The 22,357-nt window shown below is 69.1% G+C and carries 26 protein-coding genes; 13 read left to right on the top strand and 13 right to left on the bottom strand.

What is annotated here, in order from left to right:
* Positions 1-9: 9 nt before the first annotated feature.
* The 4 genes from DBP14_RS16450 to DBP14_RS16435 form a co-directional block, all read right to left on the bottom strand.
* Positions 10-732, bottom strand: coding sequence for a hypothetical protein (locus DBP14_RS16450; RefSeq protein WP_129307951.1), 723 nt, complete (start codon positions 730-732; stop codon positions 10-12).
* Complete coding sequence (locus DBP14_RS16445) at positions 729-1,160, bottom strand: hypothetical protein (RefSeq protein WP_129307950.1); 432 nt, start codon at positions 1,158-1,160, stop codon at positions 729-731. Before DBP14_RS16445 ends, DBP14_RS16450 begins: the two co-directional genes overlap by 4 nt.
* Positions 1,161-1,254: 94 nt before the next feature.
* Complete coding sequence (locus DBP14_RS16440; RefSeq protein ID WP_129307949.1) at positions 1,255-1,482, bottom strand: hypothetical protein; 228 nt, start codon at positions 1,480-1,482, stop codon at positions 1,255-1,257.
* Complete coding sequence (locus DBP14_RS16435) at positions 1,466-1,780, bottom strand: XRE family transcriptional regulator (protein ID WP_129307948.1); 315 nt, start codon at positions 1,778-1,780, stop codon at positions 1,466-1,468. The genes DBP14_RS16440 and DBP14_RS16435 overlap by 17 nt, the downstream gene beginning before the upstream one ends.
* A 265-nt stretch (positions 1,781-2,045) precedes the next feature.
* Between DBP14_RS16435 and DBP14_RS16430 the strand changes: the two genes are divergently transcribed.
* From DBP14_RS16430 to DBP14_RS16420, 4 genes are all read left to right on the top strand, one after another.
* Positions 2,046-2,411, top strand: coding sequence for a helix-turn-helix transcriptional regulator (locus DBP14_RS16430; protein WP_164992339.1), 366 nt, complete (start codon positions 2,046-2,048; stop codon positions 2,409-2,411).
* Positions 2,412-2,626: 215 nt separating this feature from the next.
* Positions 2,627-2,884 (top strand): hypothetical protein, encoded by a 258-nt coding sequence (locus DBP14_RS16425; protein WP_129307946.1) that lies wholly within the window; start codon positions 2,627-2,629, stop codon positions 2,882-2,884.
* Positions 2,874-3,110 (top strand): hypothetical protein, encoded by a 237-nt coding sequence (locus tag DBP14_RS36065; protein ID WP_164992338.1) that lies wholly within the window; start codon positions 2,874-2,876, stop codon positions 3,108-3,110. Before DBP14_RS16425 ends, DBP14_RS36065 begins: the two co-directional genes overlap by 11 nt.
* Positions 3,100-4,407 carry a tyrosine-type recombinase/integrase gene (locus DBP14_RS16420; protein ID WP_241740943.1) on the top strand — a complete coding sequence of 436 codons (1,308 nt, stop codon included), beginning with the start codon at positions 3,100-3,102 and terminating at the stop codon, positions 4,405-4,407. The genes DBP14_RS36065 and DBP14_RS16420 overlap by 11 nt, the downstream gene beginning before the upstream one ends.
* A 314-nt stretch (positions 4,408-4,721) precedes the next feature.
* On the opposite strand, the gene DBP14_RS16415 is transcribed toward DBP14_RS16420, so the two are convergent.
* Positions 4,722-5,792, bottom strand: a complete 1,071-nt coding sequence (locus tag DBP14_RS16415) for a YihY/virulence factor BrkB family protein (protein ID WP_129307944.1) — start codon at positions 5,790-5,792, stop codon at positions 4,722-4,724.
* 171 nt (positions 5,793-5,963) lie between these two features.
* Between DBP14_RS16415 and DBP14_RS16410 the strand changes: the two genes are divergently transcribed.
* Positions 5,964-6,431 carry an ATP-binding protein gene (locus DBP14_RS16410; protein WP_241740942.1) on the top strand — a complete coding sequence of 156 codons (468 nt, stop codon included), beginning with the start codon at positions 5,964-5,966 and terminating at the stop codon, positions 6,429-6,431.
* A 158-nt stretch (positions 6,432-6,589) separates the two neighbouring features.
* Here DBP14_RS16410 and DBP14_RS16405 read toward each other — a convergent pair whose 3' ends face one another.
* On the bottom strand, positions 6,590-7,291 hold the full coding sequence (locus DBP14_RS16405; RefSeq protein WP_129307942.1) for a DUF5324 family protein: 702 nt from the start codon (positions 7,289-7,291) through the stop codon (positions 6,590-6,592).
* 262 nt (positions 7,292-7,553) lie between these two features.
* Between DBP14_RS16405 and DBP14_RS16400 the strand changes: the two genes are divergently transcribed.
* Together DBP14_RS16400 and DBP14_RS16395 are read left to right on the top strand one after the other, a co-directional pair.
* On the top strand, positions 7,554-8,087 hold the full coding sequence (locus tag DBP14_RS16400; RefSeq protein WP_129307941.1) for a peptidylprolyl isomerase: 534 nt from the start codon (positions 7,554-7,556) through the stop codon (positions 8,085-8,087).
* 110 nt (positions 8,088-8,197) lie between these two features.
* Positions 8,198-9,088: a rhomboid family intramembrane serine protease gene (locus DBP14_RS16395; protein ID WP_129307940.1), complete on the top strand. Its 891-nt coding sequence runs from the start codon at positions 8,198-8,200 to the stop codon at positions 9,086-9,088.
* A 281-nt stretch (positions 9,089-9,369) separates the two neighbouring features.
* On the opposite strand, the gene crgA is transcribed toward DBP14_RS16395, so the two are convergent.
* Positions 9,370-9,624 (bottom strand): cell division protein CrgA, encoded by a 255-nt coding sequence (gene crgA, locus DBP14_RS16390; protein ID WP_129307939.1) that lies wholly within the window; start codon positions 9,622-9,624, stop codon positions 9,370-9,372.
* 140 nt (positions 9,625-9,764) lie between these two features.
* Here crgA and DBP14_RS16385 point away from each other — a divergent pair, with 140 nt between their 5' ends.
* Genes DBP14_RS16385 through DBP14_RS16360 form a run of 6 tightly spaced genes read left to right on the top strand, consistent with a single transcriptional unit; the run spans position 9,765 to position 14,023 of the window.
* Entirely contained in the window at positions 9,765-10,553 is a 789-nt protein-coding gene (locus DBP14_RS16385) for a DUF881 domain-containing protein (RefSeq protein WP_129307938.1), read from the top strand.
* Positions 10,554-10,584: 31 nt separating this feature from the next.
* A complete protein-coding gene (locus DBP14_RS16380; protein WP_129307937.1) occupies positions 10,585-11,289 on the top strand; it encodes a class E sortase in 705 nt (234 codons plus the stop codon).
* Positions 11,290-11,343: 54 nt separating this feature from the next.
* The gene (locus DBP14_RS16375; RefSeq protein WP_129307936.1) at positions 11,344-11,505 is read left to right on the top strand and encodes a hypothetical protein; all 162 of its coding nucleotides are present in this window, start codon (positions 11,344-11,346) and stop codon (positions 11,503-11,505) included.
* Positions 11,502-12,140: an aminodeoxychorismate/anthranilate synthase component II gene (locus tag DBP14_RS16370; RefSeq protein ID WP_129307935.1), complete on the top strand. Its 639-nt coding sequence runs from the start codon at positions 11,502-11,504 to the stop codon at positions 12,138-12,140. Before DBP14_RS16375 ends, DBP14_RS16370 begins: the two co-directional genes overlap by 4 nt.
* Positions 12,137-13,255 carry a class E sortase gene (locus DBP14_RS16365; protein ID WP_206739279.1) on the top strand — a complete coding sequence of 373 codons (1,119 nt, stop codon included), beginning with the start codon at positions 12,137-12,139 and terminating at the stop codon, positions 13,253-13,255. Before DBP14_RS16370 ends, DBP14_RS16365 begins: the two co-directional genes overlap by 4 nt.
* 15 nt (positions 13,256-13,270) lie before the next feature.
* On the top strand, positions 13,271-14,023 hold the full coding sequence (locus DBP14_RS16360; RefSeq protein ID WP_129307934.1) for a class E sortase: 753 nt from the start codon (positions 13,271-13,273) through the stop codon (positions 14,021-14,023).
* A 74-nt stretch (positions 14,024-14,097) separates the two neighbouring features.
* Here DBP14_RS16360 and pknB read toward each other — a convergent pair whose 3' ends face one another.
* From pknB to DBP14_RS16325, 6 genes are all read right to left on the bottom strand, one after another.
* On the bottom strand, positions 14,098-16,098 hold the full coding sequence (gene pknB / locus DBP14_RS16355) for a Stk1 family PASTA domain-containing Ser/Thr kinase (RefSeq protein WP_129307933.1): 2,001 nt from the start codon (positions 16,096-16,098) through the stop codon (positions 14,098-14,100).
* A gap of 171 nt (positions 16,099-16,269) precedes the next feature.
* On the bottom strand, positions 16,270-17,754 hold the full coding sequence (locus tag DBP14_RS16345; protein ID WP_129307931.1) for a penicillin-binding protein 2: 1,485 nt from the start codon (positions 17,752-17,754) through the stop codon (positions 16,270-16,272).
* On the bottom strand, positions 17,751-19,196 hold the full coding sequence (locus DBP14_RS16340) for an FtsW/RodA/SpoVE family cell cycle protein (protein WP_129307930.1): 1,446 nt from the start codon (positions 19,194-19,196) through the stop codon (positions 17,751-17,753). The genes DBP14_RS16345 and DBP14_RS16340 overlap by 4 nt, the downstream gene beginning before the upstream one ends.
* Before the next feature lie 27 nt (positions 19,197-19,223).
* The gene (locus DBP14_RS16335; protein ID WP_206739449.1) at positions 19,224-20,756 is read right to left on the bottom strand and encodes a Stp1/IreP family PP2C-type Ser/Thr phosphatase; all 1,533 of its coding nucleotides are present in this window, start codon (positions 20,754-20,756) and stop codon (positions 19,224-19,226) included.
* A 137-nt stretch (positions 20,757-20,893) separates the two neighbouring features.
* Positions 20,894-21,412 carry an FHA domain-containing protein gene (locus DBP14_RS16330; protein WP_129307929.1) on the bottom strand — a complete coding sequence of 173 codons (519 nt, stop codon included), beginning with the start codon at positions 21,410-21,412 and terminating at the stop codon, positions 20,894-20,896.
* Between the two features lie 10 nt (positions 21,413-21,422).
* Positions 21,423-22,286, bottom strand: a complete 864-nt coding sequence (locus DBP14_RS16325; protein WP_129307928.1) for a DUF3662 and FHA domain-containing protein — start codon at positions 22,284-22,286, stop codon at positions 21,423-21,425.
* Positions 22,287-22,357: the final 71 nt, after the last annotated feature.

The following is a 22,357-nucleotide window of genomic DNA, read 5'->3' as shown; positions in this document are numbered from 1 at the left end:
GAAGCCACATCACGAGACACCGCCCGTCTCCGGCACGCTGTGGACCCTGGCCACGTGGCTCTGAAGCTCTTCGTCAGCCGAACCGTCATCGACGTGCCAGACCGACGTACGCCAGTCGCAGCGGTCGCACCTGCGGGAAACCTCGGCGCTGGGCTTGTCGACCGGACGCGCACCCGCGAAGGGGTTCAGCTCGGAGAACTCGTGGGTGCAGTCGTCGGCCTGGCACTCGTACGGGTCAGCTCCGGGCTCGGCACATCGGCAGACGGCAAGGGACTCGTCCTCGCGGAGGACCTGCGTCGGCGCCAGCATCCGCGTCAGCCGGTCAACCGCCTGCTCCGCCTCCGGGGTCAGCGCGAACGTGATCGGGTCCTCGTCTGCCGGCCGCTCGTACTCAGCGAGCCGGGTGGTCAGCGCGGCGATCTGCCGGTCCTGCGCCCGGACGGTGGCCGTCAGCGTGGCGATGTCGGCCTTCAGCCGGGCCTCGTACACCTTGCGGCCATCGATCTCCTTGCCGCGCCGCCGGCACATCGCCTGCACCTCGCGCAGCAGCTCCGTGCGCTTCTCCAGCGACGTGCGTAGCTCCGCGTGCTCGGCGGCGATCTCCGGGGACTGCAGCAGCTGCGCCGACTCCAGCGCGAACGCGGCCTGCGAGGCCAGGTCGTACGAGGGGCCGTGTAGCCAAGCCGCGTCGATGACCTTCTTCGCCGTCATGGCGAGGGGCGAGATACTCACGCCGCCACCGCCATCTCCGCCGCGCGCTCCAGCATCGCGACCGCCGACTCCGTGGTCCGCGACTCCATGTCGCCCCACGCGTCGACGTGCGCTTCCAGGTCGAAGATCCCGCCGTACAGGGGGCCCTCGCCGTCGACCTCCAGGCGCAGCGCCAGCACGGCGATCGCCTCGTCGGACAGCAGGGAGGTGCGGTGCGGGTCGCCGGTCGTCGCGCACTTCAGGGCGGCGACGATGCTCATGGGGCGCAGGAAGTGCGGGATGCACATCTCCCGGTCCATGGCGTCCGGGACGTGGTCGCCCTGGTACAGGCCGTTCGCGGCGAGGATGCGGGCCGCCGCCCGGTACACGCCGGGCACGGTGGTCGGTGCCGCCTGGGGCGACCGGTGCAGCGGGGTAACCCTGCTGCTGGTCTGCGATGATGTGGTCACGGTGACCTCTGCTTTCTCTTCTGTGTGGAGGCGCCGAGTCGGGGGTCGCCGGGCCTGGCAGCTGTGGCGGCCCTTCGGCGTGTGTGGGGGTGGGTCAGGCGGTGGCGGCGAGCCGGTCGCTCTGCTTGGCCATCCAGTCGCGGACCTTGTTCAGGTCGAAGCGGCGGCCGCGGCCCGCGTAGGGCTCCTCGGGCATCCCCTCGCGGAGCCACTTGAGGACCTGCCAGTCGGAGACGTCGTAGTAGGTCTCCAGCTGCTGCTGGTCGACGAGGGGGAGCAGGCCGCCCGGGAGGGCGACGCGCCGGTCACTCTTCCTCGGCATCAGGGGTTGACCTTTCGATAATCGAAGTCGAATGTGTGGGCATGGCAAAGAGGTCCTGGAGGGGGGCGCTCGTCTCCTTGTGGAGCGCGTCGGCGACGAGCCAGGCCGTCTTCAGCTCGCAGCTTTCGCGGGCCGTCTTGCCCTGCCCCGCGAGCCGGCCGACGGTCGCGGCGCTCACGCCCTTCCCGGCCGGGTCCACCCGCTGCGTCGCCTTGGCGAGTGCAGGGATGGAGAGGCCGGCGCGGGCCATGGCGTCTCTGAGCGGTCGTCCGTCGTCCTTGCGGTGCAGTTTGGGCATGAATGGACCTCGTGCCGTTGTGGCTGGATCGCCTCGGCTGAGGCGTCTTCGATATTTCTACTTTCGAAATCGAAGTTCGTCAACTGGTCTCGCCGAGATTCGCCGTGTTCTGCCGAGGGTGTCGCGCGGATCGAATGGGTGTTCTACTCTGGCGGCATATGCTTTGCACAACGGCGCGTAATGGGGAGGTCGCGCGCCGCCAACTTCTAGCCATGCCTTCTACTTTCGCTTGCGAAAAGTAGAAGGTCCGGGCACGCTTGCCTGCGTGGAGACACCCGACCGCACCGAGCCCACCGAGACCTTCGCGCAGGCCCTCGCCGCCCTCAGGGACGAGTACGGGGGCATCAGCGACAGCGAGATCTCGCGACGCATCGGCCTGCACGTCTCCACCGTCAACAACTGGGCCAACGGCAAAGCCATCCCCAGGCGCGACGCCATCCGCCGGCTCGCCGAGAAATTCCCCCGCTTCCCCGAGGCGCGGCTCTTCGCGGCCACCGGGAAGAAGGCGCCACCCCCGCTCCAGGCCGGCGAGCGCGAGGCGCTCCTGGAGGTCTTCGACCGCCTCACCGAGGAGCAGCGGCAGCTGCTGTACATCCAGGCCAGCGCGGTCGCCGAGAGCAACGACCAGTAGGTGAACGCCTGTCAAAACTGGGCGTACAACCCTTCCTTGGACCTGCGAGTCTCAGCTAAACGGACTTAGTCACTCCCCGTCAGCTCATGCACACAAATCCTGCACAGAGTGGTCGCATATTCACTCAACAGCGGGTACGGTCAAACACGCTGCTGACGTTCTCCCCCGTTGGTAACCGCTAGCCACACGTGTGATCAACCCGGGGGAGTGTGCCCATGTGCATTCGCGTCCAGTACGCACCGCGCCACGAGATCACCGACCCGTGGGTCCGGGACCGCAACACCATCCTCATCCCGGACGAGCTGGGCGCCACGACGCTGTTCACCCTTCGCGCCGTACGGGCTGTCCTTCAGCAACTTGGCGTGGAGCAGGGGACGTTCGGTGCAGTCTGCTGGTGTGGGGAGACCATCAGCATGCTCCCCGCGATCCCGACTCAGCGAAGGAGCAACGAGGTGATCCACCTTGGCGCCTGAACCCGAGCAGATCCCCAGCCGTACGTGCGGCTGCCGCGATTGCCTGATCGACTACCCGCCCCAGCGGTACGGCCACCGGCCGCCGCGCACCACCTGCCAGGGCCGGTGGCACGTCCGCTACCGCGATGCCGACGGCCGGCACCGGGCGAAGCGGCTGGCCACCTACGCGGACGCGAAACTGTTCCTGGCCACCGTGCAGCCGCAGGGAGGCCGCCGTGCCTCGTAGGGCGACGAACAACCCCCGCCAGCTGCGCTCCAAGTCGTGCGGCTGCAAGCTGTGCGTCGAGGCCTACCCGCCCGAGGAGTACGGCGACCGCGCCCGCCGGCGGGACTGCGTCGGCTCCTGGCAGGCCCGCTACCGCGATGCTGACGGCAGGCAGAAGGCCAAGAACTTCCCCAAGGCCAAGGACGCCAACGCGTTCCTCGACAAGGTTCGTGACTCCGTCCGGTCCGGTACCTACCTGGACCCCAAGCGCGGCGAGATCAGCCTCGCGGCCTGGTGGGAAGAGTGGTGGCCCGGCCACGAGCCGGTGCGTCCCACCACCCGGAACCGGAAGCTGTCCCTGTGGACGTGCCACATCGAGCCCAAGTGGGGCCGCAGGAAGCTGGCGTCGATCCGGACCGCCGAGGTCCAGGCGTGGCTGCGCAAGGACGTCAAGGGCCACGCCACCCAGGTGAAGGCCAGGGAGCTGTTCCGGGCCCTGATGCGGGACGCGATGGTCGACGACCGGATCGCGAAGAACCCGATCGACGCCGTAGCCATCACCGCGTCCGCGCCGGCCAAGCACCCGGACGAACTGCGGCCGCCCACCGAGGAGCAGTACGCCCAGCTTCGGGAAGCCATCCCGATCTGGTACCAGCCGCTCGTCGACTTCGCGCACGAGACCGGGATGCGGTGGGGCGAGATCATCGGCCTCCGCGCCTGCTACCTCGATCTGGAGGAGGGCACCGCCGACGTACGGCACATCCTCGTCGACGACCGCGGCACCATCGTCCGGCAGAAAATGCCGAAGACCGTCGCGGGCTACCGCACCGTGCCGCTCACCACGATCGCTGCGCAGGCGGCCGGGCTGATGCTGGAGCGCCTGCCGGCCTCCAGCGAGATGACCGCCGTGGAGGACGGACTCTGCCCGGAGGAGCTGGTGTTCCGCGGGCCGATGGCCGGCGAGACACGGCTCCTGAAGGGAAAGAAGGTTGTCCTCGACGGGGTGCTGCGGGGCAACAACTTCCGGCGCCGGGTGTGGATCCCCGCGATCAAGGAAGTGGGATTGGCGCGGCTCATCAAGGACCCAGAGACGGGCCGCGAGGAGTACTGGCCGAGGCTGCACGACTACCGGCATGCGCTGGCGTCCCGTCTGCACGCCCGGGGTGTGAGTGAGAAGGACGTGCAGCTCATGCTGGGCCAGGAGCGCGGCGGCCGGGTGACGTGGCTGTACACGCACGGCAGCGAGGGTGCCGCTGACCGGGTGCGCGCGGCCCTCGAGGACGGCGGCGAGGCACGCCACCTGCGGGCCGTCTCATGAGGCCTGACGGGTTGGGAGTCCACATGGATTCCACAAACCCCGCTCGGCAAGTCTCGGCGAGTCTCGTGGAAGCGGGACGGTGTGAGGCTCACCGTGGCTGACCTGCACTCGGAGCCCCTCGGCGAGACTCGGCGAAACCCGGGTTTCGGTGCATGTGATTTTGCATGGCAGATGTCAGGGGTTCGACTCCCCTAGGCTCCACCCCGCAAAAACCCCTCTGACCTGTGGAAACGCGGTCAGAGGGGTTTTGTCTGTCAGCGGTCAGAGGGGGTTTTCTGTCAGGTGGCGGAGGCCCAGGCGGGGAGGGTGACGGCTCAGGGTTCCTCCAGGCGCCGTACGTCCTCGTCGTCCCACGCCCGGGTGTCGCGCGGCTCGGTGTACGGCTCCTTGTCCGGCGGCAGACCGCCGCTGATCGCCCGCTGCCGTACCGTCTCGGCGTCGAATTCGAGGCCCAGCAGGATGGCCAGGTTGCTGATCCAGAGCCAGACCAGGAAGACGATCACGCCGGCCATGGTGCCGTAGGTCTTGTTGTACGAGGCGAAGTTCGCGACATAGAACGCGAAACCGACGGAAGCCACCATCCAGATCAGCAGGGCGAGGAAACTGCCCGGGGTGATCCACCGGAAGCCCTTCACCCGCGCGTTCGGGCCGACCCAGTACAGCAGCGCGATCATGCAGGTGACCAGCAGCACCAGGACGGGCCACTTGGCGATCGACCAGGCGGTCAGCGCGGTGTCCCCCAGTCCGAGGGCGGTGCCGGCCTTGTGGGCCAGACTGCCGCTGAAGACCACGATCAGCGCGCTGATGACGGCCAGCACCATCAGGGCGACGGTCAGTCCGAGCCGCACCGGAAGGATCTTCCAGGCCGGCCGGCCCTCCGGCATGTCGTACACCCGGTTCGCCGCTCGCATGAACGCCGCCACGTACCCGGACGCCGACCACACCGCCAGGATGATGCCCACGACGGCCATGATCGAGCCGGTGCCGGCGTTGTTCTGCAGTTGGTGGACCGCCTGGGTGAGGATGTCGCGGGCCGAGCCCGGAGCGAGCTGCTTGAGGTTGTCCAGCAGTTTGTCGGTGGTCGACCTGCCCGTGAGGCCCAGCGCGGAGACCAGCACCAGCAGGGCCGGGAACAGCGACAGCACTCCGTAGTAGGTCAGTGCCGCGGCGCGGTCGCTCAGCTCGTCGTCCTTGAACTCGCGCAGCGAACCGCGCAGCACGGCCCGCCAGGCTCCCCGAGGGAGTTTCGTGGGTGAGTCCGGCGCCCGCCGCTCCACCTCGGGGCCGGGACCGGCCTCGTCGGGGGACGGGACCGGACGGGTGTCGTCCTCGTCCGTGTCGGCGCCGTGATGATCTCTTCTGCCCGGGAGATGCAGCTTCGCCATGTCCACCGGGTATCCCCGGCGCCCACGACTACGCCATCAGACCCGCATGGCCCGGTGCAAGATAGGGCATAAGGGGATTGAACGGACGCAAGGCAGTCGACGCGCCAGGCACTCGCGAAGCCGCGTGAGCGCTGGACGGGCGCAGTGGAGGCGGCGGTCCCGGTGGAGCCTGTGTTTTCGGATCAGAGCCACGAGGCACCCGATATCGATCTCCCGGAGCTGACGGTCGCGCTGGAGGGCGACGGTACGTGCATCGCCGAGGCCCGGCATCTGGCGGCCGGATTCCTTGGCCGTCTCCATGACGAGCAGGGTCTCCCCCTGCCGCCCCAGGTGCTGGACGCCACGCAGCTCGTGGTCAGCGAGCTCGTGACCAACGCCCGCAAGTACGCTCCCGGCCCCGTCATGCTCGACCTGCACCTCATCGGCGACCAGGTGGAGGTCGTGGTCTGGGACAGCGACCCCGCGCTGCCCGTCGCCCGGCCGGCCGACCCCGACCGGGTCGGACAGCACGGACTGGAGATCGTCCTGGCCGTCACCCAGGACTTCGAGGCCCAGCGGGAGCCCGTCGGCAAGCGCGTCACCGCGCGGATCGCGCTCAGTGACGACCGGGGCGACGTGAGCGAGCGGTGTTTCACGTAAAGCACGGTGTTTCACGTGAAACGTGATCCCAATGGCGGGGTTTCACGTGAAACCCCGCGTGGGACGGACGGCGTGGGACGGACGACTCCACGTCGCCCGTCCCACGCCTCGACGGCCTTGACCGCCTCGACCGTCGCGGTGCGACCGGTACGACCGTGTCACGCCTGGTCGTCGCGGTGCGCTGCGTCCTCCTCGTCCTCCTTCGCCTGAACCTCCGGGTCCAGCACGGACGTGTCGCTGCCGTCCACCGAACTCAGCCGGCTCGACTCGGGCACCTCCGTCGGGGCCGGCGGCTCCACCAGCCAGTCGGGGTTGGCCTGCTTGTCCCACCACTTCCAGGCCGCCACGGCACCGCCGGCGATCACGCCGACCAGCGCGAGCACCTTCACGGCGCGCCCGGCCCGGGACCGCCGCGCGTTGCGGCGTGCCATCTTCTGGATCTGCTGGGCCGAGACCTGGCCGCGCAGCGCGGCCAGGGCGGCGGCGCCGCGCGCGGTCGCCTCGTCGGCGACCGGTCCGGCCGCGGCCACGGCCTGCTCGATCCTGGGACGTGAGTACTCGGCGGCCTGCTTGGCGGCCTTGCGGGTGCGGGCCGCCGCCTCCTGTGCGGCCTGGTCCATCTTCGGCGGCACATGCGTGCGGGCCAGCTCCAGGCGCGGGGCCAGATGGGCGTCGTACTGCACACGGGCCTGTTCAGCGGCTTGGGACACCACGGGCGCGAGCCGTACGCGTGCCTCCTGCGCGTAATACGCGGCACGGTCCTTGGCCGTGTCGGCGTAGGGCGCCACCACTTCCGCGGCGTGCAGCACGCTGTCCTTCGCCGAGCCGGTCGCGGCGCGCACGCTGTCGATGCGGGTCACGGGTTCCTCCTCCTCGGTGGCGTACGGTATTTCGACTTTCCACCCTTTTACGGATCATGCCTGTCGGCACGCCCTGCGGCATGCGAGGACGGGCATACGGGTGCTGAACGGAGAAATTCCGGTCAACAGGCGCTTGCGTTCGACACTGCCACGATTCGCCGCCGCCCGCTCCCTTCCCGGGTGAACTCGCGGAGGCCGGGGTCCACACGGCCCACACCGTGCGAGGATCGGAGGATCACGGAAAGACAACGGAAGGCAGACCGTGGCCGAGCAGCTCTACGCCACCCTGAAGACCAACCACGGCGACATCGAGGTCCGGCTCTTCCCGAACCACGCGCCGAGGACGGTCAAGAACTTCATCGAGCTGGCGCAGGGCGACCGCGAGTGGACCCACCCGGCCACGGGCGAGGTGAGCGGCGCCAGGCTCTACGACGGCACGCTCTTCCACCGTGTCATGAGCGGCTTCATGATCCAGGGCGGCGACCCGCTCGGCACCGGCATCGGCGGACCCGGCTACGAGTTCGAGGACGAGTTCCACCCCGACCTGTCCTTCAACAAGCCCTACCTCCTGGCCATGGCCAACGCAGGCCCCCACACCAACGGCTCCCAGTTCTTCATCACGGTCTCCCCGACCACCTGGCTGAACCGCAAGCACACCATCTTCGGCGAGGTCACCGACGCGGCGAGCCAGAAGGTCGTGGACGCCATCGCCAACGTGCCGACCAGCCGCCCCAACAACCGGCCGCTGACCGATGTCGTCATCGAGACGGTCGTCATCGAGAAGCGTGAGCGCTGAGGCCGGACGTCCGCCGGGAACCGACGGGAACCAATCGCCCCGCTCGTCCGTAAGGATGAGCGGGGCAGGGTAATGCCGGGGGTACCGCCACCGACGAGCAAGGGGACCGCATGGACCAGGCCGCAGGCAGCACGCCGGACGCCCGGAGCCTGCCCGTGTGCTACCGGCACCCGGACCGTGAGACCGGCATCCGCTGCACCCGCTGCGAACGCCCCATCTGCCCGGAGTGCATGGTCAGCGCCTCCGTCGGTTTCCAGTGCCCCGAGTGCGTGCGCGCCGGATCCGGCACCGGGCACACTCCGGCCGCGACCCGGCCGCGCACGGTCGCGGGCGGCACACTGACGGCGGACCCGCGGCTGGCCACCAAGATCCTGATCGGCGTCAACCTCGCCGTCTTCCTGGTCCAGCTCTCCGTCGGCGACCGCTTCACGAATCGGTTCCTGCTGCTCGGCGGCCACACCTACGCCCCCTACCTCACCGGCCCCCAGGGCATCGCCGACGGCCAGTACTACCGGCTGCTCACCGCGATGTTCCTGCACAGCGGCTATATCCACATCCTGTTCAACATGGTCAGCCTGTGGTGGATCGGCGGCCCGCTGGAAGCGGCCCTCGGCCGCGCCCGCTACCTCGCCCTGTACTTCGTCTCGGGCCTGGCCGGCAGCGCGCTCACCTATCTGCTCGCCGCCCCGAACCAGCCCTCGCTCGGCGCCTCCGGGGCGATCTACGGGCTCTTCGCCGCCACCGCCGTCCTGATGCGCCGGCTCAACTACGACCTGCGGCCCGTCATCGCCCTGCTGGTGATCAACCTGATCATCACCTTCGGCGTGCCGCACATCGCCTGGCAGGCCCACGTCGGAGGGCTCGTCGCCGGTGCGGTCACGGGATACGCGATGGTGCACGCCCCGCGCCGGAACCGGGCCCTCGTCCAGTACGGCGCCTGTGCCGTCGTGCTGGCCGTCGTGGTCGTCCTGACGCTGGTGAGGACCGCTCAGCTCACCTGATGTCGAACCGTTGTCCACAGACGGTGGCCGATCCTGTGCACACCGTGCGGGAACAACGGTGCCCCCTTTCACCCGGATGAGTTTTCGCAGGTGAGGTAGGGGGCGATCGTGTGTTCGGGGAGCGGTAGGCCAGTCACACCGGCGTCAACCGCTGATGAGTTATCCACAGATCTTCTTCTTTTCCCCAGCTCTTGTGGACAACGCCGGTGGCCTGTGGATAACTCAGCGGACAGTCGTGGGCAGAACTGCCCCGACCCGGCCGGCCGAGAGGTCGGCCGCGGCTACTTCCACTGCGTGGAGACACCGAAGCCGGCGGCGATGAAGCCGAAGCCGACCACGATGTTCCAGTTGTCGAGGGCGTCGATCGGGAGCGAGCCGTCGGTCACGTAGAAGACCACGATCCAGGCCAGACCGATGATGAACATGGCCAGCATGACCGGCGCGACCCACGCGCGGTTGGTCAGCTTGATGGCCTGCCCCTGCTTCGCGGGGGGCGGCGTGTAATCGGCCTTCTTGCGGATACGTGACTTCGGCACGAGGGTCTCTCCTGTCGATGCGCTGCGTGGCCGCGCAGACAACTGGTCGGGCTCGGGGCAGCGTACAAGGGGACACTGATTGCTCCCCCGGGCGTCCGTTAGCGTAGTGCTTCCGCGGCGCCGAAGGAGATAAGGGTACGTTGAGCAATTCTGCCGACTCCCCCGGGACGGGATCAACGGGTGCCGGCCCCGCGCGTGGGCCGCGTGTCCGGCCGGTGCGGATCCTGACCCTGGGCGTCTTCGCCCTCGCCGGTCTCATCTTCTTCACCAGCTTCGACACGGCCAAGGGCACCGACATCCGCACCGACGCCTCCCTGTTGAAGCTGTCCGACCTGATCCAGGAGCGCAGCCTCAAGAACAAGGGGCTGGACGAGTCCAACGCGAAGCTGCGCGGGAAGGTCGAGTCGCTGGCGGAGAGCGACGACGGCAGCACCAAGGCGCAGGACGAGCGGCTCACCGGCCTGGAGAAGAGCGCGGGGACGAAGAACCTCACGGGCAGAGCGGTCACCGTCACGCTGAACGACGCGCCGCCGAACGCGACCGCCAAGCTGCCCGGCTATCCGGAGCCGCAGCCCGACTACCTGGTGATCCACCAGCAGGACCTGCAGGCCGTGGTGAACGCCCTGTGGCAGGGCGGGGCCCAGGGCATCAAGGTCATGGACCAGCGGCTGATCTCCACCAGCGCGGTGCGCTGCGTCGGCAACACGCTGATCCTCCAGGGCCGGGTGTACTCACCGCCGTACAAGATCACCGCGGTCGGTGATCCGGACAGGCTCCAGCAGGCTCTCGCGGCGAGCAAGGCGATCCAGACGTACATGGTGTACGTGAACGTCTACGGTCTCGGCTGGAAAGTGACCGACGACGGCACGGTGACTCTGCCGGGCTACTCGGGCACAGTGGATCTGCACTACGCGAAGCCCGTGAAGTAGCCGCAGTAGCCGCCCTCGCAGGAGGCCGCCGGTGCGCGTGATCGTCAGGACCGTCAGCGAACTGTGCATCACGGTAGGCGCCGTGATGGTGCTCTTTGTCGTCTATGTGTTGTTCTGGACGGGCGTGCGGGCCGACGGCGCGATGAGCGACCAGATCGACCAGCTCCAGCAGCAGTGGGCGAAGGGGCCCCTGCGCCCCGCGGCGGGAGCCCAGGCTTCCGCCGGCCGCGGGGCTTCTGCGAGTCCGCCGCGGCAGCCGTCGTACCACTACGGCCGGGCTTTCGCGATCATGTACATCCCGCGGCTCGGTTTCACGTGGAACAAGCCGGTGCTTCAGGGCACGGGCGCGGACGTGCTGCGCAAGGGGCTCGCGCACTACGCGGGGACGGCCCGGCTGGGCCAGGTCGGCAATTTCGCGGTCGCGGGGCACCGGCGGACGTACGGCGATCCGTTCAAGGACTTCCCCCGGCTGCGGCGGGGCGACGCGGTCGTACTGACGGACGGGACGACCTGGTTCACGTATCGGATCGACAAAGGGCCCTACAAAACCGTGCCGTCCGACGTTGAGGTGATCGACCCTGTGCCACGTAAGTCCGGGTATACGCGCCCGGGCCGCTATCTGACGCTGACCACCTGCGATCCGGAGTGGGGGCACAGCCACCGGCTGATCGCATGGGCGCACCTGGACTCCACACAGCCTGTGGAGGCAGGCGAACCGAAGGCCCTGCGCCGTTAGTCTGGTGCGGTACGGCGTGGGTTACCGGTGCCGTGGCGAGACGGAAGGGACGGCATGTACGGCTGGATCTGGCGGCATCTGCCGGGGAACGCGTGGGTCAGGGCCCTCATCTCCATCGTCCTGGTCCTGGCCGTGGTCTACGCCCTCTTCCAGTACGTCTTCCCGTGGGCCGAGCCGCTGCTGCCCTTCAACGATGTGACGGTGGACAACCAGTGAGTGCGCGGATTCTCGTCGTCGACAACTACGACAGCTTCGTCTTCAACCTCGTGCAGTACCTGTACCAGCTGGGTGCCGAGTGCGAGGTGCTGCGCAACGACGAGGTGTCGACGGCGCACGCCCAGGACGGTTTCGACGGCGTGCTGCTGTCCCCGGGGCCGGGCACGCCCGAGCAGGCGGGCGTGTGCGTGGACATGGTCCGGCACTGTGCCGCGACCGGTGTGCCGGTGTTCGGTGTGTGCCTGGGCATGCAGTCGATGCAGGTGGCGTACGGCGGTGTGGTGGACCGGGCGCCGGAACTGCTGCACGGCAAGACGTCGTTGGTGGAGCACGAGGGCGCGGGTGTCTTCGCGGGGCTGCCGTCGCCCTTCACGGCGACGCGCTACCACTCCCTGGCCGCCGAACCGGCCACCGTGCCGGCCGAGCTGGAGGTCACGGCCCGTACGCGGGACGGGATCATCATGGGGCTGCGCCACCGCGAACTGCGGGTGGAGGGCGTGCAGTTCCACCCGGAGTCGGTGCTGACGGAGCACGGGCACCGGATGCTGGCCAACTGGCTGGTGGAGTGCGGCGACGAGGGTGCGGTGGCGAGGTCTGCGGGGCTTGCCCCGGTGGTGGGCAGGGCCACGGCGTGACCGCGTTGCGCCCGGAGCGCGAGACCGAAGCCTCGTACGGCGGTGCGTCGTACGGGGCTTCCGGTGCGCTGGGGGACTGGGGCGCGACGGAGCACGGGGCGGCATTCGACGGGGGCGCGGGTCCCTCTTCCGGCGCCGAGCAGGCGTACCGGGCGCCGCTGGACGACGAGACGATGGCGCTGCGGGTGCCGGGGGCCGGGGATCCACTGGCCACTTCGGGCGGGCCCACGTTCGCCTCTGCGGCCTCCTCGGTCACATCGGCCCCTGGACCTCCGGGGGGCGGCCGCGCGGCCCGCAGAAAGGCCGCCAGGCGGCGTGGCGGGCGTCATGGCGGTACGGCGGGTACGGCCGGCCCGGGGCGCGCCGGTGAGCCGGGGGCGTCGGCCGAGCCGGAGCGGCCACTGTCCCGGGTCGAGGCCCGGCGGCAGGCGCGGCTGCGCAAGCCGAGTCCGGCGGTGCTGGCGAGCCGGGCGATCGGCGAGATGTTCATCACCACCGGTCTGCTGATGCTGCTGTTCGTCACCTACCAGTTGTGGTGGACGAACGTGCGGGCGCACGCGCAGGCCGGGCGGGAGACGAGCAGCCTGCAGCACGACTGGGAGAGCGGCAAGCGCAGCCCCGGCGTGTTCGAGCCGGGGCAGGGTTTCGCGATCCTGCACATCCCGAAGCTGGACGTGGTGGCGCCGATCGCCGAGGGCGTCAGCAAGACGAACGTGCTCGACAAGGGGATGGTCGGGCACTACGGCGAGGCCCCGCTGAAGACGGCGATGCCGGACGCGAAGACGGGGAACTTCGCGCTGGCGGCGCACCGGAACACGCACGGTGAGCCGTTCCGGTACATCAACAGGCTGAAGCCGGGCGACGCGGTCGTCGTGGAGACGCAGGACAAGTACTTCGTGTACAAGGTGACGTCGACGCTCCCGGTGACGTCGCCGGCCAACACCGGTGTGCTGGACCCGATCCCGCGCGGGTCGGGCTTCACCAAGCCCGGCCGCTACATCACGCTCACCACGTGCACACCGGAGTTCACCAGCAAATACCGGCTGATCGTCTGGGGCAAGATGGTCGAGGAACGCCCGCGCAGCAAGGGCAAGCCGGACGCGCTCGTCGAGTAGGGACCAGGGAACGAAGTGGCAGCGACCGCCGACGACACAGAAGAGCACACGGACCCGACCGGCGCGCCGCCGGGCGCGCGCCGCCGGCGCCCCGGCCGGATCGCGATGGCGGTGAGCGTCTTCGGCGAGATCCTCATCACGGTGGGCCTGTTGCTCGCCCTGTTCGTCGTCTACTCGCTGTGGTGGACGAACGTCATAGCGGACCGCAAGGCGGACAGCCAGGCCCACAAGGTGCGCGACCACTGGGCCCACGCCAAGGACACCGGGCCGGGCGCGCTGGACACGAAGGACGGCATCGGCTTCCTGCACGTGCCGTCCATGCACAACGGCGAGGTGCTGGTCGAGAAGGGCACGGGGACGGACGTCCTCAACGACGGCGTGGCCGGCTACTACACGGACCCCGTCAAGGCCCGGCTCCCGATGACCGGCAAGAAGGGCAACTTCAGCCTCGCCGCCCACCGCGACGGCCACGGCGCCAAGTTCCACAACATCGACAAGGTGAAAAAGGGCGACCCGATCGTCTTCGAGACCAAGGACGACTGGTACGTCTACAAGGTCTACGCGATCCTCCCGGAGACCTCGAAGTACAACGTCAAGGTCCTCTCCCAGATCCCCAGGGAGTCCGGGAAGACCAAGGCCGGCCATTACATCACCCTGACGACCTGCACCCCGGTCTACACCTCCCGCTACCGCTACGTGGTCTGGGGCGAGCTGGTACGGGTGCAGAAGGTGGACAGCGCGCGAACGCCCCCGAGGGAACTGGGTTAGCCGCAGAGCCGAGGAGCACGTGGGCCCCTGCCGGGAGAACCGGCAGGGGCCCACGTCCGTGTGGTGGGGCTCGGTCAGCCGCCGGCGCCGCCGAAGATGTTCGTGCCGCCGTTGTTGCCGCCGCCCTGGTTGCCTCCGTTGCCGCCCTGGCCGAAGGTGACGAGGTCGACGCGGGAGCCCGACTGGACGGTGCTGCCCTGGGGCGGGTTGGACGAGACGACGATCGAGTTCGGGTCCTGCGAGCCCTGGATGTTGCCGACCTGCAGGCCGGCCTGGGCCAGCTGCTGCTGGGCGTCCTTGAGCTTCTGGCCCTGGATGTTCGGGACCTGGACCTGGTTGTTCTGCAGCTTGCCCACGTTGAGCGTGATGGGCGTGTTCTTGGAGAGCTGCTGGCCCGCCTGCGGGTTGGTCGAGAGGACCTTGCCGTCGTCGTCGGGGTTGGTCGTCGGTGTGTCGTTGCAGGTCGGGGTCAGGCCCAGGCCCTGCAGTTCGGTCTTGGCGTCGTCGCAGGACTTGCCGACGAGGTCGTCGGGGACGGTCACCTTCTCCTCGGCCTTGGCGACCGTGAGGGTGATCGTGGAGCCCTTTTCGACCTGGGCACCGAGCGACGGGTTCTGCTCCAGGACGGTTCCGGGCTGCTCGGTCGAGATCTTGGTCTTCTTCTCGACGTTGAACTGATACTTGTCGCTTTCGAGAGTTGACTTGGCGTCGTCGAAGTTCTGACCGAGGACGCTGGGTACGGCGACCTTGGGCGCTCCCGTGGACACCACGATGCTGATCGTGTCGCCCTTCTTGACGTCAGTGCCCGCCTTCGGGTCCTGGGAGCAGACGTTGCCCTTCGGCTGGTTCGCACAGGGCTTACGCGTGGGGTCCCCGAGTTTGAGGCTGGAGTTGGTCGCCATCTTCTTGGCATCGGCGTAGCTGTTGCCGACGAAGTTGGGGGCCTTGAAGGACTGGTCCGCGTTGTGCGCGCCGAACGCCCACTTGCCGATCAGGATCGCGCCGATCAGCACCAGGATGCCGGCGATCACCAGCAGGATCGTGGAGGTGTTGGACTTCTTGGGCTGCTGACGGCGCCGGTCGGGGCGGTCGTCGTAGCCGTAGCCGCCGTCGTCCGGGTTCATCGGCGGGAGCATCGTCGTCGCTCCCGCGGCCCCGGGCTCCTGGCGCAGCGCGGTGGTCGGCTGGTCGTCGCCGTAGCCGACCGCGCCGAGGGCGGCGGTGGCCGCGACGGGCTGGCCGTCGAGGCAGGCCTCGATGTCGGCGCGCATCTCGTCGGCCGACTGGTACCGGTAGTTCGGGTCCTTGACCAGCGCCTTCAGGACGATGGCGTCCATCTCGGGGGTGATCTCGGGGTCGAAGACCGAGGGGGCCTGGGGCTCCTCGCGGACGTGCTGGTAGGCCACGGCCACCGGGGAGTCGCCGACGAAGGGCGGCCGTACCGTCAGCAGCTCGTAGAGGAGGCAACCCGTCGAATACAGGTCCGAGCGGGCGTCGACCTGCTCGCCCTTGGCCTGCTCGGGCGAGAGGTACTGGGCCGTGCCGATGACGGCCGCGGTCTGGGTCATGGTCATGCCGGAGTCGCCCATCGCGCGGGCGATGCCGAAGTCCATGACCTTGACCTGGCCGTTGCGGGTCAGCATGACGTTGGCCGGCTTGATGTCGCGGTGGACGATGCCGGCCCGGTGCGAGTACTCCAGGGCCTGGAGGATGCCGATGGTCATCTCCAGCGTCCGCTCCGGCAGCAGCTTGCGGCCGCTGTGAAGAAGCTCACGGAGCGTGGAGCCGTCGACGTACTCCATCACGATGTACGGGATCGAGACCCCGTCGATGTAGTCCTCGCCCGTGTCGTAGACCGCGACGATCGCGGGATGGTTGAGCGAGGCGGCCGACTGGGCCTCCCGGCGGAACCGGGCCTGGAAGGACGGGTCACGCGCGAGGTCCGCGCGCAGCGTCTTCACCGCCACGGTGCGGCCGAGCCGGGTGTCGTGCGCGAGGTAGACCTCCGCCATGCCACCACGGCCGAGCACCTGGCCCAGCTCGTACCGGCCGCCGAGGCGACGCGGCTCTTCCATGGTTACCTACCAGCCCTCTCCGTCGGTCCCGGCCACGGCGTCTGCGCGCGGCCTGAGGCTCCCGTCCGGGCCTACCGTACCCGGCTCGTTCTGTGTGACCTGGCCAAGCCCGTAACCCGATACGAGACCGGTATCGCAACGTGCGCCGATGTGAAGGGGACGTGACGGGGGTCACTTCTTCGTGTCGAGGACCGCCTTCATGACGTTCTTCGCAATCGGGGCGGCGAGGCCGCCGCCGGAGATGTCGTCGCGGTTGGCGTGCTCGTCCTCGATGACGACGGCGACGGCGACCGGCGAGCTGCCGTCGGCCAGCTTGGCGTAGGAGAGGAACCACGCGTAGGGGTTCGCGCTGTTCGCCACGCCGTGCTGGGCGGTACCGGTCTTGCCGCCGACGGTGACGCCGGGGATCTTGGCGTTCGTGCCGGTGCCCTTCTCGACGACGGTCTCCATCATCGACTGCAGGATCTGCGCGTTCTGGGCCGACAGCGGCCGGCTCATCTCCTCGGGCTGCGTCTTGGCGACCGGGTCGAGGTTGGAGGACTGCAGTTCGTCGACCATGTACGGCTTCATCAGCTTGCCGTCGTTGGCGACGGCCGAGGCGACCATGGCCATCTGCAGCGGGGTCGCGGCGGTGTTGAACTGGCCGATGGAGGACAGCGCGGTCTGCGACGGGTTCATGTCGTCGGAGAACACCGAGGCGTTGGAGCGGACCGGGACGAACTGCTCGGAGTCGAAGCCGAACTTCTTGGCCTCGTCGAGCATCTTCTCGTTGCCGAGGTCGGAACCGATCTTTCCGAAGACGGTGTTGCAGGAGTACTGGAGCGCGACCCGCATCGTCGCGTTCTTGCAGGGGATGTTCCCCTCGTTCTTCAGCTCGGTGCGGGTGCCCGGCATGGTCCAGGGCAGCGGCGAGTCGGTCTTCTCGTCGGCGGAGGTGTACTTGCCGTTTTCCAGCGCCGCGGCCGCCGTGACGATCTTGAAGGTGGAGCCCGGCGGGTAGGTCTCGCGCAGCGCCCGGTTGAGCATCGGGTCGGCCGGGTTGTTCTTCTTCTGCAGGCTGTTCCAGGCCTTCGCGTCCTTGTTGCTGTTGCCCGCGAAGGACGAGGGGTCGTACGACGGGTAGGAGGCCAGGGCGAGGATCTTGCCGGTGGCGGGGTCGAGGGCGACGACGGCGCCCTTGCCGCCCTGCTTCTTCAGACCGTCGTACGCCGCCTTCTGCGCGGACGCGTTGAGCGTGGTGACGACGTTGCCGCCCTGCTGCGGCTTGCCGGTGATCATGTCGAGGGTCTTGCGGAAGAACAGCCGGTCGTCGTCGCCGGTGAGGATGCCGTCGTCGATGGACTCCAGCTGGGTGGCGCCGAAGGCCTGGGAGGCGTACCCGGTGACGGGCGACCACATGGGCCCGTTCTTGTAGGTGCGCTTGTACTTGAGGTCGTTCAGGCCGGTCTTGCTGGTCTCCGTGGACCCGGTGATGGGATTGCCGTCGACGATGATGTCGCCGCGCGGGGTCGAGTAGCGGGCGATGGTGACGCGGCGGTTGCTGGGGTCGTCCTTGAGCTGGTCGGCCTTGACGTACTGGAGCCAGTTGTCGCGCAGCAGCAGGGTCAGGACGAGGAGGCCGCAGAAGATCGCGATCCGGCGCAGGGGCTTGTTCATGTCGGTCGGACCACCTGGGTCATCTCGGCGTCGGGGTTGGCGGCGGGCGCGGGCGCCGGGCGGCGGGCGGTGTCGCTGATGCGGATCAGGATGCCGATGAGCGCCCAGTTGGCGATGACGGAGGAACCGCCGTAGGCCAGGAAGGGCATGGTCATACCGGTCAGCGGGATGAGGCCCATGACACCGCCTGCGACGACGAACACCTGGAGGGCGAAGGCGCCGGACAGGCCGACCGCGAGCAGCTTGCCGAAGGGGTCGCGGGCGGCGAGGGCGGTGCGCACGCCGCGTTCGACGATCAGGCCGTAGATGAGCAGGATCGCCATGATGCCGGCCAGGCCCAGTTCCTCGCCGAAGGTGGCGAGGATGAAGTCGGAGTTGGCGGCGAACTTGATGAGCTCGGAGTGGCCCTGGCCCCAGCCGGTGCCGAGGGTGCCGCCGGAGCCGAACGCCCACAGGGACTGCTGGAGCTGCTCGGTGTGGCCTGCCACTCCCTGCTGGCTGAGCTTGTACTCGCGCATCGGGTCCAGCCAGGCCTGCACACGGGTCTGGATGTGCGACTCGAAGCTGGCCACACCCACGGCGCCGACCGCGGACATCAGCAGACCGAAGACGATCCAGCTGGTCCGCTCGGTAGCGACGTACAGCATGATCACGAACATGCCGAAAAACAGCAGAGACGTACCGAGGTCGGTCTCGAAAACCAGGATGAGGATCGAGATCGCCCAGACGACGAGGATCGGGCCGAGGTCGCGCCCGCGGGGCAGGTACAGCCCCATGACGCGGCGGCTGGCCAGGGCAAGCGCGTCCCGCTTGACCATCAGGTAGCCGGAAAAGAAGATCGCGAGCACGATCTTGGCGAATTCACCGGGCTGGATGCTGAAGCTGCCGATGTGGATCCAGATCTTGGCGCCGAACACGGGCAAGCCGAGGCCAGGGACCAGCGGGAGCAGCAGCAGGACGAGCGCGCAGACCATGGAGATGTAGGTGTAGCGCTGCAGCACGCGGTGGTCCTTGAGGAACACCAGGACGGCCACGAACAGGGCGATGCCCATCGCCGTGTAGATCAGCTGGTTGGTCGCCTTGCCGCCGGCCACGTTGATGGACTGCAGCAGCTTGGACTGGTCCAGGCGCCAGATGCAGACCAGGCCGAGTCCGTTGAGGAGGGTGGCCAGGGGCAGCAGCAGCGGGTCGGCGTACGGGGCGAACTTCCGTACGACGAGGTGGGCGACGCCGGCCAGCAGGCCGAGGCCGAGGCCGTAGCTCAGCAGTCCGGCGGGGACCTTGTCGTCGATGGCGAGGCCCACGTTGGCGTAGGCGAACACGGGGATGGCCACGGCGAAGACGAGCAGGGCCAGCTCGGTGTTGCGGCGGCTCGGCGCGCCGATGGCGCCGATCGTGGACGTGTGGTGCGTCGACGCGTGCGTGTTGTGTGTACTGCTCATGGTTGGAGGGGGCCTCTCACGGCTCGCTTATTGCTTGCCGCACTGATCGACGACCTTCTGCTCATCCTCGGAGAGGCTCGGGCCGGGGTTGGCGGTGGCGGACGCGCTGGGGGTCGGGGACGTGGACGGGGACGTCTTGGAGCCCGACGAGGGCTTCGTCGACGCCTTGGACGTGAGTGTCGACGGGGTGGTTCCCGTGGCGTCCTTGCCCTTGCCGTTCTTGGCGTTCCCCTGGCTCTTGTCCGCCGCGTCCCGTTCGGCCTGCTTCCGGCACGCGGAAGCCTGCACGGCGAGCGCCTCGACCTTGGCGCGGGCCTGTCCGAGGTCACCGGCCGCGATCGTGTTCCTGACCTGCTTCTGCTGGTACGGCGGCAGGTACTTGAGTTCGATCTCGGGGTGGTCCTTCTCCACGCTGGACAGCGACACCCAGGCCAGGTCCTGGCTGATGCCGCGGTACAGGGCGACGTGCTGGTCGTTGGCGCCGACGTAGTACTGCGTCTGCGTCCAGCGGTAGCCGCCGTACAGGCCGCCGGCGATGACGGCCAGCGCGAGCGCGGTGTAGAGGGATCTCTTGAGCCACTTGCGGTTCTTGCGGTGGGACTTGGTGAAGTCCGCGTCGCCGTAGTCGCCGAAGCCGCCGGTGGGCACGAAGCCGGTGGTGTCGCCGGAGCCGGGCGGGCCGAACTCCCCGCCGCCGTGGGCCTGCCGGCCCAGGTGGGAGGCGCGGCCGGCCGGGGTCTGCATGATGCCGTTGTCGTGCAGATGGTGCTGGTTCTCGGCGACGGCGCCGACCACGACCGGGGTGTCGGACAGCTGTCCGGCGAGGGTGTCGCCGGTGTCCAGGTCGAGGACGTCGGCGATGATGACGGTGATGTTGTCGGGGCCGCCGCCGCGCAGCGCGAGCTGGATCAGCTCCTGCACGGTCTCCTGCGGGCCCTGGTAGCTGGCGAGGGTCTCCTCCATCGTCTGGTGGGAGACGACGCCGGACAGGCCGTCGGAGCAGATCAGGTAGCGGTCGCCGGCCCGGACCTCGCGGATCGACAGGTCGGGCTCGACGTGCTCGCCGCTGCCGAGAGCGCGCATCAGCAGCGAGCGCTGCGGGTGGGTGGTGGCCTCTTCCTCGGTGATGCGGCCCTCGTCGACGAGCCGCTGCACCCAGGTGTGGTCCTGGGTGATCTGGGTGAGGACGCCGTCGCGCAGCAGGTAGGCGCGGGAGTCGCCGACGTGCACGAGGCCGAGCCGCTGGCCGGTCCACAGCAGGGCGGTCAGGGTGGTGCCCATGCCCTCCAGCTGGGGGTCCTCCTCGACCATGGAGCGCAGCTGGTCGTTGGCGCGCTGCACGGCGGCGCCGAGCGAGGTGAGGATGTCGGAGCCGGGCACGTCGTCGTCGAGCGTGACCAGGGTGGAGATCACCTCGGAGGAGGCGACCTCGCCCGCGGCCTGGCCGCCCATGCCGTCGGCGATGGCGAGCAGGCGCGGGCCGGCGTAACCGGAGTCCTCGTTGCCCTCCCGGATCATGCCTTTGTGCGATCCGGCGGCGAAGCGCAGTGACAGACTCATGCGCACCTCGCCCGTCGGCTCCTGCAGCCGGTCGTGTCGAGCCACACTGCCCACCCTCCGGTCGGGAGCGCGCCGGGGACCGTGGTGCGGTCCTCCGCCGCGTGCTCGCTCCGCTCGCGCTCACTCATGATGTAGCACTACTTCCGCAGCTCGATGACGGTCTTGCCGATGCGGATCGGCGCGCCCAGCGGGATAGGTGTGGGGGTCGTCAGCCGGGACCGGTCCAGATAGGTGCCGTTGGTGGAGCCGAGGTCCTCGACGATCCACTGGCCGCCCTGGTCCGGGTAGATCCTGGCATGGCGGCTGGAGGCGTAGTCGTCGTCCAGCACGATCGTCGAGTCGTGCGCCCGGCCCAGGGTGATGGTCTGGCCCTGCAGCGCGACGGTGGTGCCGGTCAGGGTCCCCTCGGTGACGACCAGCTTGCTGGGGGCATTGCGGCGCTGGCGGCCGGCGCCGCCCTGCTGGCCGCGCTGTTGCGGCGGCGCGGCGGCCTGCCGGGCGGCCGCCTGGGGCCGCTGCGCTTCCCTGCGGGCGCCGCGCTGGGTGACGCGCGTACCGAACAGGTCGCTGCGGATGACCTGCACGGCCACGATCACGAACAGCCACAGTACGGCCAGGAAACCCAGCCGCATGACCGTCAGGGTCAGCTCTGACATTGCCCCCGCTTCACCCTTCGGCTTGCCGGTAAATGATGGTGGTGCTGCCCACGACGATCCGCGAGCCGTCGCGGAGCGTAGCGCGGGTGGTGTGCTGCCCGTCCACCACGATGCCGTTGGTGGAGCCGAGATCCTGGATCGTCGAGGGCGTTCCGGTCCGGATCTCGCAGTGCCGGCGGGAGACGCCGGGGTCGTCGATCCGCACGTCGGCCTCGGTGCTGCGGCCCAGCACCAGGGTCGGGCGGGAGATCTGGTGGCGGGTGCCGTTGATCTCGATCCAGTAGCGGGTGCGTCCGCCGCTCATCGGGGCGGCGGCGGGGCGCTGGGTGGCGGGCTGCGGGTAGCCGTAGCCGCCGGGCCGGGCGCCGGGCGGCGGCGCGGACGGCATGGGGGGCGCTCCGGCGGGCGCGGCGGGCGGGTAGCCGTAGCCGCCGCGGGCGCCGGGCGCGGGCCGGCCGGCCGGGGACGCCGAGGGGGCCTCGGGAGCCTGCTGGCTGCTGGAGGAGGCGAGGGTGCGGCTGCGCACCCGGTACAGACCGGTGTCGAGGTCCTCGGCCTTCTCCAGGTTGACCTTGATGGGGCCCATGAAGGTGTAGCGCTGCTGCTTGGCGTAGTCACGGACCATGCCGGCCAGCTCGTCGCCGAGCTGCCCGGAGTAGGGGCTGAGGCGCTCGAAGTCCGGCGCGCTCAGCTCCACGATGAAGTCGTTGGGTACGACCGTCCGGTCGCGGTTCCAGATCGTGGCGTTGTTGTCGCACTCGCGCTGGAGCGCACCGGCGATCTCCACGGGCTGGACCTCGGACTTGAAGACCTTCGCGAAGGTGCCGTTGACCAGGCCTTCGAGCCGCTGCTCGAACTTCTTCATGACTCCCACGGGGCACCTCCTCCGTCGCTGCCGTTGCTGCCGTGTCGTGCTGTGTGCCGCTGCCTTGCTTCTGCCTAGCT

The sequence above is a fragment of the Streptomyces sp. L2 genome, from assembly GCF_004124325.1.
In the GTDB taxonomy this organism is placed as follows: domain Bacteria; phylum Actinomycetota; class Actinomycetes; order Streptomycetales; family Streptomycetaceae; genus Streptomyces.
Note: the sequence above shows the minus strand (reverse complement) of the source record. Positions and strands in the feature narration are given on the sequence as shown.

Excerpts from the sequence above, each read along its gene's own strand:
- DBP14_RS16425 (WP_129307946.1), top strand. The coding sequence starts at position 2,627 with ATGTGCATTCGCGTCCAGTACGCACCGCGCCACGAGATCACCGACCCG.
- DBP14_RS16440 (WP_129307949.1), bottom strand. The coding sequence starts at position 1,482 with ATGCCGAGGAAGAGTGACCGGCGCGTCGCCCTCCCGGGCGGCCTGCTC.
- DBP14_RS16395 (WP_129307940.1), top strand. The coding sequence starts at position 8,198 with ATGGACCAGGCCGCAGGCAGCACGCCGGACGCCCGGAGCCTGCCCGTG.
- DBP14_RS16340 (WP_129307930.1), bottom strand. The coding sequence starts at position 19,196 with ATGAGCAGTACACACAACACGCACGCGTCGACGCACCACACGTCCACG.
- pknB (WP_129307933.1), bottom strand. The coding sequence starts at position 16,098 with ATGGAAGAGCCGCGTCGCCTCGGCGGCCGGTACGAGCTGGGCCAGGTG.
- DBP14_RS16375 (WP_129307936.1), top strand. The coding sequence starts at position 11,344 with ATGTACGGCTGGATCTGGCGGCATCTGCCGGGGAACGCGTGGGTCAGG.
- DBP14_RS16415 (WP_129307944.1), bottom strand. The coding sequence starts at position 5,792 with ATGGCGAAGCTGCATCTCCCGGGCAGAAGAGATCATCACGGCGCCGAC.
- DBP14_RS16345 (WP_129307931.1), bottom strand. The coding sequence starts at position 17,754 with ATGAACAAGCCCCTGCGCCGGATCGCGATCTTCTGCGGCCTCCTCGTC.
- DBP14_RS16335 (WP_206739449.1), bottom strand. The coding sequence starts at position 20,756 with ATGAGTCTGTCACTGCGCTTCGCCGCCGGATCGCACAAAGGCATGATC.
- DBP14_RS16330 (WP_129307929.1), bottom strand. The coding sequence starts at position 21,412 with ATGTCAGAGCTGACCCTGACGGTCATGCGGCTGGGTTTCCTGGCCGTA.
- DBP14_RS16435 (WP_129307948.1), bottom strand. The coding sequence starts at position 1,780 with ATGCCCAAACTGCACCGCAAGGACGACGGACGACCGCTCAGAGACGCC.